Annotated in this window: 12 protein-coding genes and 1 pseudogene; 5 read left to right on the top strand and 8 right to left on the bottom strand. The window is 63.1% G+C overall.

The features are described from left to right. Positions 1 to 2: 2 nt before the first annotated feature. The 3 genes from LGH82_RS28045 to LGH82_RS28035 form a co-directional block, all read right to left on the bottom strand. Entirely contained in the window at positions 3 to 269 is a 267-nt protein-coding gene (locus LGH82_RS28045; RefSeq protein WP_227345817.1) for a DUF333 domain-containing protein, read from the bottom strand. A gap of 69 nt (positions 270 to 338) precedes the next feature. Beyond that, a complete protein-coding gene (locus tag LGH82_RS28040) occupies positions 339 to 974 on the bottom strand; it encodes a sulfotransferase family 2 domain-containing protein (RefSeq protein WP_227345816.1) in 636 nt (211 codons plus the stop codon). A 78-nt stretch (positions 975 to 1,052) separates the two neighbouring features. Then, positions 1,053 to 1,346: a GYD domain-containing protein gene (locus tag LGH82_RS28035; protein ID WP_227345815.1), complete on the bottom strand. Its 294-nt coding sequence runs from the start codon at positions 1,344 to 1,346 to the stop codon at positions 1,053 to 1,055. A 339-nt stretch (positions 1,347 to 1,685) separates the two neighbouring features. Here LGH82_RS28035 and LGH82_RS28030 point away from each other — a divergent pair, with 339 nt between their 5' ends. Beyond that, complete coding sequence (locus LGH82_RS28030) at positions 1,686 to 2,738, top strand: TauD/TfdA family dioxygenase (protein ID WP_227345814.1); 1,053 nt, start codon at positions 1,686 to 1,688, stop codon at positions 2,736 to 2,738. Positions 2,739 to 2,837: 99 nt separating this feature from the next. Here the strand turns inward: LGH82_RS28030 and rpoD are convergent, their stop codons facing one another. The 3 genes and pseudogenes from rpoD to LGH82_RS28015 form a co-directional block, all read right to left on the bottom strand. After that, a complete protein-coding gene (gene rpoD / locus LGH82_RS28025; protein WP_227345813.1) occupies positions 2,838 to 4,862 on the bottom strand; it encodes an RNA polymerase sigma factor RpoD in 2,025 nt (674 codons plus the stop codon). A gap of 419 nt (positions 4,863 to 5,281) precedes the next feature. Beyond that, positions 5,282 to 7,228: pseudogene (gene dnaG / locus LGH82_RS28020) on the bottom strand (DNA primase). Between the two features lie 145 nt (positions 7,229 to 7,373). After that, positions 7,374 to 7,739 carry an RcnB family protein gene (locus LGH82_RS28015; RefSeq protein WP_227345812.1) on the bottom strand — a complete coding sequence of 122 codons (366 nt, stop codon included), beginning with the start codon at positions 7,737 to 7,739 and terminating at the stop codon, positions 7,374 to 7,376. A gap of 399 nt (positions 7,740 to 8,138) precedes the next feature. Between LGH82_RS28015 and LGH82_RS28010 the strand changes: the two genes are divergently transcribed. The 4 genes from LGH82_RS28010 to LGH82_RS27995 all read left to right on the top strand — a co-directional run bounded on the left by LGH82_RS28010 (position 8,139) and on the right by LGH82_RS27995 (position 12,667). After that, a complete protein-coding gene (locus LGH82_RS28010) occupies positions 8,139 to 9,803 on the top strand; it encodes a Na/Pi cotransporter family protein (RefSeq protein ID WP_227345811.1) in 1,665 nt (554 codons plus the stop codon). Between the two features lie 120 nt (positions 9,804 to 9,923). Beyond that, positions 9,924 to 10,151: a DUF2061 domain-containing protein gene (locus LGH82_RS28005; protein ID WP_227345810.1), complete on the top strand. Its 228-nt coding sequence runs from the start codon at positions 9,924 to 9,926 to the stop codon at positions 10,149 to 10,151. Between the two features lie 36 nt (positions 10,152 to 10,187). Next, positions 10,188 to 11,345: an amidohydrolase gene (locus tag LGH82_RS28000; protein ID WP_227345809.1), complete on the top strand. Its 1,158-nt coding sequence runs from the start codon at positions 10,188 to 10,190 to the stop codon at positions 11,343 to 11,345. Positions 11,346 to 11,482: 137 nt separating this feature from the next. After that, positions 11,483 to 12,667, top strand: a complete 1,185-nt coding sequence (locus LGH82_RS27995; RefSeq protein ID WP_227345808.1) for an MFS transporter — start codon at positions 11,483 to 11,485, stop codon at positions 12,665 to 12,667. A gap of 29 nt (positions 12,668 to 12,696) precedes the next feature. Here the strand turns inward: LGH82_RS27995 and LGH82_RS27990 are convergent, their stop codons facing one another. Further along, positions 12,697 to 13,392 (bottom strand): hypothetical protein, encoded by a 696-nt coding sequence (locus tag LGH82_RS27990; protein ID WP_227345807.1) that lies wholly within the window; start codon positions 13,390 to 13,392, stop codon positions 12,697 to 12,699. Then, complete coding sequence (locus LGH82_RS27985) at positions 13,376 to 14,236, bottom strand: EF-hand domain-containing protein (RefSeq protein ID WP_227345806.1); 861 nt, start codon at positions 14,234 to 14,236, stop codon at positions 13,376 to 13,378. Before LGH82_RS27985 ends, LGH82_RS27990 begins: the two co-directional genes overlap by 17 nt. Between the last annotated feature and the right edge of the window lie 77 nt (positions 14,237 to 14,313).

The following is a 14,313-nucleotide window of genomic DNA, read 5'->3' as shown; positions in this document are numbered from 1 at the left end:
GGTCACTTGCGCATGGCCGCCTTTGGCCCGACGCATTGGTTGTCGCGAAACAGTGCCCATTCTTCGCACAGGCGTCCGTTGGGCAGGCGGCAAAACCCATATTCATTGCCGGCCTTGTCCTTCCTGACCACGAAGCGTCCGCCAATGGCGCCGCAATGGACCGATGCGGGATTGGCCATGCCGACCTGTTTTGGCGGGGCGGCATCGGCGTCGATGGGCGTCAACGACCATGCGGCAAGGCTTATGGCCAGTATCGAAATGGTCTTCATCGCGCGATCCCTTCTGGCCGCATGTCTAGCACGGCGGAGCATCCTGTCGTGCGACAACCGCCAGATATGTCAGAACGCGTAGCCGAAGCGCTCGAAATCGCGGGCGTAGAGCCGCTCGACGACGGCCTTGGCCTCGTCATCGTAATGCGCACGATAGTCGAAGGGCTCATTGACGTTCACCCGGGGAAGCTTGATGTCCTTCGGCAGGCCGAGCTTTTCGGTCAAGGCATTGAATTCTTCGGCCAGCGCCTCGAAGCGCAGGATCTGGTCGATGATGACGCTGCCGTCGCGACCGAGGATCCAGCTTGTCTGGTCGACCCGGCTCAGCCGATTCTTGCGTTCTAGATAGCGCAGGAAGGTCCTGAAATCCCAGCCCAGCGCCTGGCGATGCCGACGTCGCGTCGTCTTGCGGCGCAGATGATGATAATTGGACACGACGAGGTCGAAGGGATTGCGCACCACGGCGAATTTGTAGGCGCTGTCGTAGAGCGGGCCCGGCAGCTTGCGCCTCAGCCAGGCCGCCTTGTCGTGCTGGTTGAAATTGGCCTTCTCCGGCGCTTCGCGAACCGGCAGATGCGACAGTAGCCGACGCCACTGCGTCTTCTCCGGCTTCACGCTCCACCGCCACAGCGCATGCGTGATGGAGCTCCCGGCGGTCTTCGGGATATGGATGAAGATGAAATTCTTCTCGAGCGAGAGGAGCATTTCTCCTCAATATCGCCAGATCAGATGCCGTCAAGCCGGCACCTGATCATCGACGGTCCAGAAACCCACCGATTTGCATTATCCGAGCGAGGAGATGATCTCGCGGTAAGCAAATTCCGGGAAGGCCTTGAGTGTCCGCGTCCTGACGCTGCCACCCGAGCCCAGCATCAGCGTGAAACGGGCAAGCACCGCATCGTCCGGCGCTTCGACCACCGCCACCATGTCGAATTCGCCCATGGTCAGGAAGAAAGACTTGAACGCCCCACCCATCTCGCCCAGCTGCTTCTTGGCGGCATCGAGCCGCTTCGGCGAGTCGCGCACATTCCTTGCGCCCTGCTCCGTCCAGTTCATCAGCACGATGTAAGTCGTCACGGCACACCTCCCTCCGGGGCCACGGAGCACGGCACGAAGGCCATGGATTTTCGGCACGGCCTCGACCGGGGCTGGCTTCCAGGGTTGTCGCCCAGAAAATGCATCCGACGCGAAATTATCCTCCCGCGGCGAACATCCCGCAAGGACTACCGCGCCTGTTGCGGGGTGAGAGCGAGCTTCGGCCAAGCGCCATCAAGGCGACGCCCATGAACCAGCCGGCGTCAACCAGGGAAAGCCGGTTTGAAAACTCGGCTGGTTGAGGCAATCTCCGTCGTGGCCGTCGATCTGGTTGATACCCCCGGCCGACCTCCCAGACCGATCCAACCGCCGGAGAGCTTCATGCGTGAGACCGTCGACCTGCCGGAATGGATCAGAAGCCCCGCCGCGTGGATCGGCGAGGACATGGCGGAGCATCCCGAACATTGGCTGGTCGAACTGGACCCGCGGGACGTCGCGGAGTTGGAATTGGCGGCAACCGGCTTTCTCGCCCGCTCGCAGGATATCGGCACCCTGACCAAGGCCGATTTCCCCCTGCCCCGGCTTGCCGGCCATCTTGCTGCTCTTCGCGAAAAACTGATCGCCGGAATAGGATTCGAGGTACTTCGCGGTCTCCCGGTCGAGAGATACTCCGCGCAAATGGTGGCAACGATCTTCTGCGGGGTTGGCGCGCATCTGGGAAGCGCGCGGTCGCAGAATGCCCAGGGCCATATCCTCGGCCATGTCCGCGATATAGGCGCCGACGCCAGGGACGCCACGACACGCATCTACCAGACGTCGGAGCGCCAGACGTTTCACACCGACTCCGCCGATGTCGTCGGTCTGCTCTGCCTGCGCGACGCCATGCAAGGCGGCGAGTCCCTGTTGGTCAGCACAGTGACGATCTACAACGAGATGCGCAAAAGGCGGCCCGACCTGGTCCACCTGCTGTTTGATCCGATTGCCACCGACCGGCGCGGCGAGATCCCGGAAGGCGAAAAGCCCTATTTCGAAATCCCGGTCCTCAACTGGCATGCGGGATTGCTGACCGGCATCTATCAGCGCCAATATATCGACAGTGCGCAGCGCTTCCCCGATGCCATGCGGCTGAGCGCGGCGCATGTCGAAGCGCTGGATCTTTTCGACAGCCTTGCCAATGACCCGAAATTAAACCTGTCGATGCGGCTTCGGCCGGGCGACATGCAGTTTGTCTACAACCACTCGCTGCTTCACGACCGCATGGGCTTTCGGGATTGGCCGGCCCCGGACAAACGGCGGCATATGCTGCGCCTGTGGCTGTCCATTCCCGGCGACCGTCCGCTGCCCGAGTGCTTCAGGCAGCGTTATGGCTCGATAGAGATCGGCGACCGGGGCGGCATCATCGTCAAGGGCGCGCGGCTGAACGTGCCCTTGTAGAGCAATGATGAACCGCTCCAGACAAATACGATTTGATGCTTGAAACGAAAAAGGGCGCCAGTCGGCGCCCTCAACTCTTCGCGACAGATAAAATTCAACTCAGCTGTCGAGGAAGCTGCGCAGCTTGCGGCTCCGGCTCGGGTGCTTGAGCTTGCGCAGCGCCTTGGCTTCGATCTGGCGGATACGCTCGCGTGTGACCGAGAACTGCTGGCCGACTTCTTCCAGCGTATGGTCGGTGTTCATGCCGATGCCGAAGCGCATTCTGAGCACGCGCTCCTCGCGCGGCGTCAGCGAGGCCAGCACGCGCGTGGTGGTCTCGCGCAGATTGGCCTGGATCGCCGCGTCGATCGGCAGGATCGCCATCTTGTCCTCGATGAAATCGCCCAGATGCGAATCCTCCTCGTCGCCCACGGGGGTTTCGAGCGAGATCGGCTCCTTGGCGATCTTCAGCACCTTGCGCACTTTTTCCAGCGGCATGGCGAGCTTTTCGGCCAGTTCTTCCGGCGTCGGCTCGCGGCCGATCTCGTGCAGCATCTGGCGCGACGTGCGCACGATCTTGTTGATCGTTTCGATCATGTGCACGGGGATGCGGATGGTGCGGGCCTGGTCGGCGATCGAACGCGTGATCGCCTGCCTGATCCACCAAGTCGCGTAGGTCGAGAACTTGTAACCGCGGCGGTATTCGAATTTGTCGACCGCCTTCATCAGGCCGATATTGCCTTCCTGGATCAGGTCGAGGAACTGCAGGCCGCGATTGGTGTACTTCTTGGCGATGGAGATGACGAGGCGCAGGTTTGCCTCGACCATTTCCTTCTTGGCGATCGCGGCTTCCCGCTCGCCCTTCTGCACCTGATTGACGATCTTGCGGAATTCCAGGATCGAGATCGCGGTTTCGGTGGCCAGATGCTGGATCTCGGCGCGCAGGTCGCGAATGGCGTCCCGCTCGTTCTTGGTGAATTCCTTCCACCCGCGCGAGGTCAGATTGCCGATCGCGCGCGTCCAGTTGGGATCGAGCTCCGAGCCCTGATACTCCTTCAGGAACTCCTCGCGGCGCACGCCATAGCTTTCGGCGAGGCGCAGCAGCTTGCCCTCGTTCTGCACCAGGCGCTTGTTGATGTCGTAGAGCTGCTCGACCAGCGCCTCGATGCGCGCCGTGTTCAGCGACAGCGACTTCACCGCCTTGATCAGCTGGTCCTTCAGTTCCTTCAGCCGGCGGTCCTGGCTGGGCGACAGCGTGCCGGCGGCGGCCAGACGGTTCTCGACCTGCTGGTCCTGCAGCTTGCGCAGCTTCTTGTAGGTGTCGGCGATGACGTCGAGCGTCTCCATCACCTGGGGACGCAGTTCGGCTTCCATCGCCGCCAGCGACAGGCTGGCCTCGTCCTCGTCTTCCTCGTCGTCGTCGCCCATGCCGCGCGTATCGGCGCCGACATTGGTGATGTCCTCTTCATCGTCGCGTCCGCGGCGCGGCTTTTCCTCGGCCTTGGGCGCTTCCTCGATGCGCTCGACCACCGGCGCCTGCTTGGCTTCGGGGCCGGCATAGGTCGCTTCGAGATCGATGATCTCGCGCAGCAGGATCTTCGATTCGTTGAGCTCGTCGCGCCAGATGATGATGGCCTGGAAGGTCAGCGGGCTTTCGCACAGGCCCGCGATCATCGTCTCGCGGCCGGCCTCGATGCGCTTGGCGATGGCGATTTCGCCCTCGCGCGACAGAAGCTCGACCGAGCCCATTTCGCGCAGATACATGCGAACCGGATCGTCGGTGCGATCGGTCGGCTCTTTCTTGGTCGTCGTGGCGGCGACCGCGGTACCGGTCTGCTCGGCCAGCTCGTTGGCGTCTTCCTCGGCGTCCGCGGCCGTATCAGTGGCCTCGGCCTCCTCGCCCTGCTCGTCATCCTCGACGACATTGATGCCCATGTCGGACAACATGGCCATCGTGTCCTCGATCTGCTCCGAGGTCACTTCTTCCGAAGGCAGCACCGAGTTCAGCTCGTCCATGGTGACATAGCCGCGCTTCTTGGCGGCCTTGATCATCTTCTTGACAGCATCATCGGAGAGGTCGAGCAGAGGGCCATCTGTGGCGCCTTCGCGTTCGGTTTCGACCTCTTCCTTTTCCTTTGTCGCCATTCTTCATGTTCTCCAAGCGGCTCAGCATTGAAGCCGCGTACGCTGCCAGACCGGTCTAACTCTATGCGCTTGCTCGAAAACGCACTTCACCGGGCCAGTAACTGCATCAACTCATTTGTTTGGTGCATGTCATTGCCCGAAAACCGGTTTCCACTTTTGAGCGACATGCATTAAGTCCAGATTAACCCTGATACCTGTGGCAGGCTTCCTGCCTGTCCAGTCACCAGCACCTCATATCACTGCATTCCCGTCGGTGCGGGTGGGTTAACGTTTCGAATCGTCCTGATTCCGCCATTCTGCCAGAAGGTCAAGCGCCTCTCGCATGATTCGCCTTAAAAAAGCGAATCAATTACCCGACTTAGCGCACCGCACACCCGATTGGTTGCACCGGAACGCTCTCACACCTTTACTCTCGTGTTCTAGGCGCGGCCGCCCCTGCCCGAGGACACACCAAATCCTTCGATCAGCGCTTCCGTCGCCTGGACATCCTGAAATTGCGTCTGGATTTCGATCAGATGCCGGAAATTCTCATCCGTGGGATCTGCATCCATAGCCGCTTCTGCCTGCTTCAGCTCCTTATGTAAGGTGCGCGCGCTGCGCTGCAAGTGCAACGCCTGGCTGAAGGCGTCGCGGGCGTCCTCGAGAGCCGCGGTTTCCAGCGCAGGCCATTGCCGCGCCCGCCGGATCAGGCCCACCGCCCGCTCCCATATCTCACCCCAGCCGGCGCGTTCGATTGTCGCAATCACAGCGTGGCGGTCATCGGCCATGTCATGCGCCATCGCATCGAGGATGGCCGCATGCAGTCGCGTGAGGTCCGTATTGGCAAGGTCGAGAAATTCGATATGGGCGAAATTCTCGTCTATCAGCGCCGGATGATTGACGAGCGCCACGATGATCGTCGCTTCGCGCACCGACATCCCCTCGCTGCCGCGCTTGACCAGCGCCGAGCGGCCGAGGCTTTCGGTGATCGCCGTGCGTCCGCCCGCCGCACCGGCGCGCGCGAACTGCCCACCGGCTGCCGGCGTCTTGCTCTGCCCCCGTTCTCCTGTCCTTGCGCCCTGCCCCTGGCGCGCATTGCGCTGTGCGCCGAAGAAATTCAGCACCCGCTCGCGCATTTCCTGCTGGTAGTGATAGCGCGTGCTTTCGTCGCGGATGCGGCTGGCGAGCTCCTGCAGCGTCTTTCCCAGTTCGGCCCGACGCTCCGGCGTGTCGAAGACACCGCCCGCCGTCTCGCGCATCCACAACAGGTCGACCAGCGGCCGCGCGTCGGAAAGCACGGTGCGGAACGCATCCGGCCCATCGGCCTTGACGAGGTCGTCGGGGTCCTTGCCTTCAGGCAGCAAGGCGAAACGCACCGAACGTCCCGCCTGCACCACCGGCAGTGCCATGTCGGCGGCGCGCCACGCCGCCTTGAGGCCGGCCTGGTCGCCGTCGAAACACAGCATCGGCTCGCCCGACATGCGCCACAACAGCTCGAGCTGGTTTTCGGTGAGCGCGGTGCCGAGCGGCGCCACGGCGTTCTCGAACCCGGCCTGCGCCAGCGCGATCACGTCCATGTAGCCTTCGACGGCGATGACCGTGCCGCCCTTGGCCAGCGACTTGCGGGCACGGGCGAAATTGTAGAGCACATTGCCCTTGTGGAAGAGCTCGGTGTCGGGCGAGTTCATGTACTTGGCCAGCGCATCAGGCGCCAGCGCGCGACCGCCAAAGGCGATGATCTTGCCGCGCGAATCCGGGATCGGGAACATGATGCGGTCGCGGAACCAGTCGTAGGAAACCGGAATGTCGTCGCCATGGCGCACCAGCCCACAAGCCTTCGATATCGGCTTTCGGCACGCCCTTGGCGGCAAGATGTTCCTTCAGCGCGTTGCGGCTGTCGGGCGCGAAGCCAAGCCGGAAGGACTGCTGCGTCGCCGGGGTCAGCCCGCGGTCGCGCAGATAGGCGCGGGCTTTCGCCCCTTCCGGCCCTTGCAGCCGCTCCTGGAAGAAGGCGGTTGCCATCTCCATGACATCGGTCAGGCTGGCGCGTTCCTTTTCGCGCCGTTCCTCTTGCGCATCGCGCACCGGCATCGCACGCCCGCCATATCGGCGATCTTCTCCACCGCCTCGGGAAAGCTCATCCCGTCGAGCTCGGTCAGGAACTTGAAGTGGTCGCCCGACACCGAACAGCCGAAACAGTGGTAGCGGCCCTTCTTGTCCTCGCAATGGAAGGACGGGCTCTTCTCGCCATGGAACGGGCAGCAGGCCCAATAGTCACCACGCGGCGCATTGGTCTTCTTCCTGTCCCACGCGACGCGCTGGCCGATGACCTGGGAAATCGGCACGCGGTCGCGTATCTCGTCGAGGAAGGCGGGCGGAAAGCGCATCGGGAAACTCGGTTCCCCTCCATATAATCATGCCGGAGGGGTCCGACGACCCCTAATGCGGCCCATACCCGGTTTCCACAGGGCAAAAGAAAAGGCGGCCGTTGCGGGCCGCCTTCCTTTCATGGTTCAACGCCAAGCCGGGGACTTACCGTGCGGCGATCGCGCCGAAGATGATGCCGGAGACAACGCTGACCAGTATGTAGTCGTTGCCGACGCGGATCCACTCCTGGCCACGGCCGGGACGGTGCAGGCCATGGCGGTGATAGTCACGGACCGGCTGGTGACGCTTCCAGTTCGAATATTTCTGGCCATTGCGCCAATGGCTGCGCTTGACGGTCTCCTTCTTGATGACGCGCTTCTTCACGTCGCGGTGATCGCCGGGCTTCTGCCAGTCGACCTGGGTGAAATTCGACCGCGGCGCGACCGGCGCATTCATCGGCGCGGCCTGGCCCTGCAGGGCGCTGGCGGCCAGTATCGAGATGGCCATCACGGAAAGGATAATGCGTTTCATAAGGGATACTCCTTGGTTGTCGATGCCCATGGAATAACGGCCCGTGGATGAACTGAAACTGAACACCACCATTACGATTGTGTAATGTTTTCCAATATTTAGGATCACTAATTCAACACATCCGGAAGCCACCGCCATACATGTCGTGACCATCGGCCGTTCAGTCCGGCGGCATCTGAATCCGGCACGCCAAAAAACGCGCGATCATCCGCGAAAAAGGTCCAGTTCCGACACCTCCCGTCGCCCGCCAACAATCTGTCGCAGTGGACAAGAATTATTATCCGGCTAAAGTAAAATCCACCTGATATCGGTCTTCGCCATGTTCACGATTCGCACCTTCTTGCATCCAGTTCCGCTTGCCGTGGCGCCGTCGGCGCCGGTCGGCCTGTCGAGGCTGGCATGAGCGGCTCCGTCGTCCTGCTGCATCTTGCCGGCGCGGTGGCGCTGATGCTGTTTGCCACCCGTATGGTGAAGACCGGCGTCGAGCGTGCCTATGGCGACGTGCTGCGCCACAAACTGCGCGCCACCATGCGCAACCCGATCATGGCGGTGCTGACCGGCACCGGCCTCGCGATCGCGCTGCAAAGCTCCACCGCCGTCACGCTGCTGGTCGGCTCCTTCGCCGGCTCCGGCATCGTGTCGGGCGCCGCGGGCCAACTAGCCGTGCGCGGCGCCGAGATCGGCTCGGCGCTGGTGGTCAAGCTGCTCACCTTCGACTTGACCCTGCTGGTGCCGCTGTGCCTGATTACCGGCACGGTGATGTTCATGGCCACCGAGCGGCGCGACTGGCGCCAGACGGGCCGCATCCTGGTCGGCATCGGCCTGCTGATCCTGTCGCTGGAGATGATCGGCCAGGCATCGGAGCCGCTGCGCAACAGCCAGCTCATGCCCGTCATCATCAACTACTTCTCCAGCGATTCCATCACCGCCTATCTGCTGGCGGCGCTGATCACCTGGCTGTTCCAGTCGAGCATCGCGGCGGTTCTGTTGATGGCGACGCTGGCCGGCCGCGGCCTGATCACCCCCGAACTCGGCGTCGTCCTCATCCTCGGCGTCAATCTCGGTTCGTCGATCATCGCGCCGATGCTGACCCGCTCGGCGGGTCCGGAAGTGCGCGTCGTGCCGATCGGCAATCTGCTGATGCGCGGGCTTGGCTCGCTTATCATGCTGATCCTGTTCATGACCTTCAGGCCACATGTCGCCTTCCTCGGCGCGACGGCGGCGGACCAGATCGTCAACGCCCACATCCTGTTCAACGTGATCATCCTGCTGGCCGGCCTGCCGCTGGCCGGGGTCGTATACCGTGCATCGGAGAAGATCGTAGCACTTGGCACCAAGCCGGCGCCGGCCGCCACGCTCGACGTCGTCGAGCTTTCCGCGCTCAACGAAAGCGCGCTCGATGTTCCCAGCCAGGCACTGGCCAACGCCACGCGCGAGGTGGTCCGCGTCTGCGAGACGGTCGAGATCATGCTCAAGCGCATCATCGAGCTCTATGAAAGCGCCGACTCCGACAAGATCAAGGCGCTGGCCGCCCTCGACGACCGCGTCGACAGGAAGCACGCGGCGATCAAGCTCTATCTGGCCAAACTCACCAGGAACCCGCTGACCGAGGACGAGGCGCTGCGCTGCCAGGAACTGATCGGCGCCTGCGTCAAGCTCGAGCAGGTCGGCGACATTATCGTGCGCAACATGCTGGTGCATGTGAAGAAGAAAATGGAGCGCGGACTGGAGTTCACGGAAGAAGGCTGGAGCGAACTATTCGCCTTCCACGCCTCGGTGCTGGCCAATGCGCGGCTCGCCTTCAACGTCCTGGTGTCGCGCGATCCCGAGACCGCCCGCCAGCTGGTGCTGGAAAAGGACCAGTTGCGCGACCGCGAGAAGGAAACCAGCGCCAGCCATTTCGTTCGACTGCGCGACGGCACCGCCAAGAGCGTCGAGACATCATCGATCCATCTCGACACCATCCGCGACCTCAAGCAGATCAACTCGCTGCTGGCCTCGATGGCCTACCCCGTGCTGGAAGAGCGCGGGCTGCTGACGGGGTCGAGGCTCAAGGCCAGCTGAACCTCTTTCCGACCGCGCACACAGACCGATTCGCACATTAGCGTTTGGTCAGCAAATTACCTTTGCTCCGGCTCGCGTCTCTCGGCTAAGGAACGGTTCAGGTCCGCCGGGAGGAAATCGATGGATACCCATTCGCGCAGTTTCGCCAAGGCGCTGTCCTGGCGCGTCACCGGAACCATCGACACACTGATCATTTCCCTGATCGTGACGGGAAGCGTCAAGCTCGCGGCGGCCATCGGCGTGACCGAGGTCTTCACCAAGTCGCTGCTTTACTATTTCCACGAACGGGCATGGCTGAGAATCCCCTACGGGCGCAGGCTGCAGCCCAGCGGCGACAAACTGCCCTGAGACAGGGTATCCTTGGCCAAAGATTGGGGGGCACCGATGCCAGGCCTGGACTCGCTCGAAAGTGACATGAAGGCATGGCGGCACGATCTGCACGCCCATCCCGAATTCGGCTTCGGGGAACGGCGCACCGGTGCCTTCGTGGCGCAAAAGCTCCGGGAATTCGGCCTGGACGAGGTGGTCGAAGGCGTCGGCGGTACCGGCGTAGTCGCAACGCTGCGGCGCGGCACCGGCAACCGCGCCATCGCGTTGCGCGCCGACATGGACGCGCTGAAGATCGCCGAGCAAGGCGATCATGCCTATCGCTCGCGCACGCCGGGCCTGATGCATGCCTGCGGCCATGACGGCCACACCAGCATGCTCTTGGGCGCCGCGCGCCTGCTTGCCGATGAAGGCGGTTTCGACGGCACCATTCGCTTCATCTTCCAGCCGGCCGAGGAATGGGGCAAGGGCGCGCTCGCCATGCTCGATGACGGGCTGATGCAGCGCTTCCCCTTCGACGAGATTTATGGCCTGCACAATATGCCGGGCATTCCGATCGGGCACTTCCATACCCGCGCCGGTCCGCTGATGTCGGCGGAGGACAATTTCGAGATCACGCTGCGCGGCGTCGGTGGCCATGCGTCGCGGCCGCAACAGGGCCAGGAGGTTCTCGTCGCCGCCTGTGCGCTTGTCACCAATCTGCAGACCATCGTGTCGAGACGGCTGAGCCCGACCGACACCGCCGTCGTGTCGGTGACCGAACTCATCACCGACGGCACCCGCAACGCCCTGCCCGGCCTCGCCCGCATCCTCGGCGACGCGCGCAGCTTTCGGCCCGAGGTCAGCACCGAGATCGAAAGGCAGATGCGCATCATCGCGCAGGGTACTGCGCTGACCTACAACTGCGCCGTCGAAACCATCTACACCCGCGAATTCGTGCCGCTGATCAACGATGCCGAGGCCACCCATGCAGCGCTTGCGGCGGCGGCCGGCGTCTTCGGCGAAGATGCGACCAGCGGCAACTCCGACCTGAACACCGCGTCGGAGGATTTCGCCCGCTTTCTCGACCATGTGCCGGGCTGTTTCTCCTTCATCGGCAATGGCGAGGCTTCCGCGCCGCTGCACAACCCGACCTTCGATTTCAACGACGCCGCGCTCATGGGCGGGATGCGCTTCCACGCCGCGATCGCGCGCCACCGCCTGCCGGTGGCCTGAGCCTTGCCTGCCTCGGCGGCGCGGTCGATCGCGTCCGGTGCCTATCAAGAAAACCTAAAGCGTCGTCCATAATTTCTGGATTGCCGGCGACGCCCATCCGTGATTTGAGGCGCTTCGCTCCGGGGAATGCCTGCCTCATGTCGCTTCCACTTTTCGCACTGTTCATCGCCGCCTTCGCCTTCGGCACCACCGAGTTCGTAATCGCCGGCGTTTTGCCGCAAGTGGCGGAAGGGCTTGGCGTTTCGGTCCCCTCCGCCGGCTATCTCGTTTCCGGCTATGCCTGCGGCATCGCCATTGGTGGCCCGCTGCTGGCGCTCGCCACCAAGAGGCTGCCGCGCAAGACCTTGCTGCTCGGCCTCGCCGTCGCTTTCACCATCGGCCAGGCTGCCTGCGCGCTGGCGCCCGACTTCACCTCCATGCTGCTGCTGCGTATCGCGGTCGCCGTGGCGCACGGCGCCTATTTCGGCGTCGCCATGGTCGTGGCCGTCGGCCTTGTCCGTGAAGACCAACGCGGCATGGCCGTGGCGGTCATCCTGTCGGGCCTCACCGTCTCCAACGTCATCGGCGTGCCCGCCGGCACGGCGATCGGCAACATCTGGGGCTGGCGCGCGACATTCTGGGTGATGTGCGGGCTTGGCGTCGCGGCAACGCTCGCCATGGCGGCGCTTCTGCCGCGCACCACTGGATCGTCCGCGAAACATGTCGGCCTTGCCCGCGAGGTTCGCGTGCTCGCCCGCCAGCAGGTCTGGACCTCGCTTATCCTGATGCTGATGCTGATGATCGGCCAGTTCGGCCTGTTCACCTACATCACCCCGACGCTGCTGGAAGTCACCGGCCTCGATGAAAACCTTGTGCCCTGGGTGCTCCTGCTCAACGGCGTCGGCGCCACGATCGGCGTCTTCCTCGGCGGAAAGCTCTCCGACTGGAAGCTGATGCCCTCGCTCATCACCATGCTGTTCCTGCAGGCGGTGACGCTGGCGGTCATCTATGCCGTCAGCCCCTATCCGGTGCCGATGATCGTGGCGATCGTCATCTGGGGCGGTCTCAACTTCTCCATCGGCACGCCGATCCAGACCCGCATCCTGTCCTGGACGGCGGACGCCTCCAACCTCGCCTCGTCGCTCATCCCGTCAGGATTCAACGTCGGCATCGCGTTGGCCGCATCGCTGGGCGCCGCCATGCTCAATGGCGGCTACGGCTATCGCAGCCTGCCACTGCTCGGCGCCTTTGCCATGCTGGTCGCCGTCATCGTCGCTGTTGCCTCGCACATCTGGGAGCGCCGCAGCGATGTCAGGCCACCGCTACCGGCGGCGGCCGAGTAACAGGAGGGTGTAGAGAGCCGCCCTTTACATCATTTGAAGCTGCCCATCGGATCAAGCTTGGGCTGGATCATGCGGCATGCCGTCGCCGAAGGACCTACGGCCTCGCCAGCGTCTTCGGACATGACGCAGGAATGGCCGGCATCTCCGCCCGGCAGGGGAACGCCCTTGGCGAGCGAGAACTGCACCGAATGCGCGCCGGCCAGGCCGGCGGGGAATTGCGGTATTGGCTTGACGATCCTGAACAGTCCGCCGCGCCGCTCCAGATGGCCGCTGTGGACCAACTGCGAAAGGCCGAATTCCTGCGGCAGCACGTCATAGCGCCTGGCAGGCTCGCCGGCGACGACGCTGGCAGGATCGAAGCGCACCAGCCCGCGCGGCGTGAATCGCAATGCGTTTTTCCAACTCTCCGCGTCGAAGTCGTCGGGGACCTGCCGCGATAGCGCGGTCGATGCCAGGTTTTCGAATGTCATGTCCGGCAAGGAAACCTTGGAGAGGCTGTAAATGCCGGCGACATGATCCGCATCCTTGCCCACCGTGCTCACAAACAGCTTTCGTGCCTGGGCCGTCTCGCCGGTTCCGGATTTGTAGAAGTAGTTCATGCAGCCGCGCCCGTCCTTGCCAACTAAGGACACCCGATCCCTGGCCAGGCCGACGACACCGGATCGCGCGCCGCTTCGAGGCGCCGCGACAACGAATTTCTCGACGCGCTCAACCGCGCCGGACACTGTCCAGATCTGTGCTTCGTAGCTCGTCACCACGATGTAGAGGCTTCTTGCCGGGCTGGATGTCGATGGTCGACGTTGTGGTTTCATCATATGGGTTGCCGACATGGACATCGGCCATGGCATCCCCGTCATACGTGCCCAAAAGCACGGTTTCGGCATCCGCCGAGGGACGTGGCAAATTGCAGGAAGCGGGATCGCCTTGCAGCCCGGACACGATGCTCGGCCTGACGGCAGCCGGAATCCGCGCCGCCACGCGCATGACCTCGTCCCGCGACAGGATCGTGTTGCCGTCCGCATCGACGGACCGGAACACCGCCATCGCCTGTTCCATGATCTGCGAAGCCGTTACGGAGTTTCCGTCGCCCAGCGCCAGATAGGCGGCAAGACGGTCATCAGGAACACCTGACATGTTGATTGGCTTGACGTTCTTGTAGGCCTCGGAAATGGATATGTTACCATCGCCGTCGGCATCCGCCGCGAACAGCGCCTGGGTGAACTGGGGCGAGACCCGCCCATCGGGTTTGGCACGGCTTTGTTCTGCTTCGTCCCGGGTGACGATGCCGTCCTGGTTGAGGTCGAGCAGGGCGAATTGCGACACGATCATCGACTTCATCAATGTCTCGTTACGCCGGGCGAGTTGGTCCACCATCTCGCGTGTCAGCTTGTCCCCGCGACCCGCGCCATTTCTGAACGGCGACATCACGGATTGCAGGAAGGTCTCCATCGTCTGCCCCTCGCGCAGATTTCGCGCGAAAAGCGGTGGGTAAGGCTCCTCCTTGCCATCGGCAAAGCTCACGCTGGACAGGCAGGCCATGGCCAGCCCCAGGACAACACCAAGTTTCATCTCGCCTCCACAGCAGGTTCAGACCCGCAACCATAAAGCGAATGAATGACACGCATGTGGTGAAAAACGATCCGGTT

Origin of the sequence: Mesorhizobium sp. PAMC28654 (genome assembly GCF_020616515.1) — a bacterium.
Classification (GTDB): Bacteria; Pseudomonadota; Alphaproteobacteria; order Rhizobiales; family Rhizobiaceae; genus Mesorhizobium.
This window is presented reverse-complemented; position numbering and strand designations above follow the sequence as displayed.

What these genes read in the sequence shown, in the direction of transcription:
- LGH82_RS28045 (WP_227345817.1), bottom strand. Translation starts at nt 269, where the DNA reads ATGAAGACCATTTCGATACTGGCCATAAGCCTTGCCGCATGGTCGTTG.
- LGH82_RS28040 (WP_227345816.1), bottom strand. Translation starts at nt 974, where the DNA reads ATGCTCCTCTCGCTCGAGAAGAATTTCATCTTCATCCATATCCCGAAG.
- LGH82_RS28030 (WP_227345814.1), top strand. Translation starts at nt 1,686, where the DNA reads ATGCGTGAGACCGTCGACCTGCCGGAATGGATCAGAAGCCCCGCCGCG.
- rpoD (WP_227345813.1), bottom strand. Translation starts at nt 4,862, where the DNA reads ATGGCGACAAAGGAAAAGGAAGAGGTCGAAACCGAACGCGAAGGCGCC.
- LGH82_RS28015 (WP_227345812.1), bottom strand. Translation starts at nt 7,739, where the DNA reads ATGAAACGCATTATCCTTTCCGTGATGGCCATCTCGATACTGGCCGCC.
- LGH82_RS28010 (WP_227345811.1), top strand. Translation starts at nt 8,139, where the DNA reads ATGAGCGGCTCCGTCGTCCTGCTGCATCTTGCCGGCGCGGTGGCGCTG.
- LGH82_RS28005 (WP_227345810.1), top strand. Translation starts at nt 9,924, where the DNA reads ATGGATACCCATTCGCGCAGTTTCGCCAAGGCGCTGTCCTGGCGCGTC.
- LGH82_RS28000 (WP_227345809.1), top strand. Translation starts at nt 10,188, where the DNA reads ATGCCAGGCCTGGACTCGCTCGAAAGTGACATGAAGGCATGGCGGCAC.
- LGH82_RS27995 (WP_227345808.1), top strand. Translation starts at nt 11,483, where the DNA reads ATGTCGCTTCCACTTTTCGCACTGTTCATCGCCGCCTTCGCCTTCGGC.
- LGH82_RS27985 (WP_227345806.1), bottom strand. Translation starts at nt 14,236, where the DNA reads ATGAAACTTGGTGTTGTCCTGGGGCTGGCCATGGCCTGCCTGTCCAGC.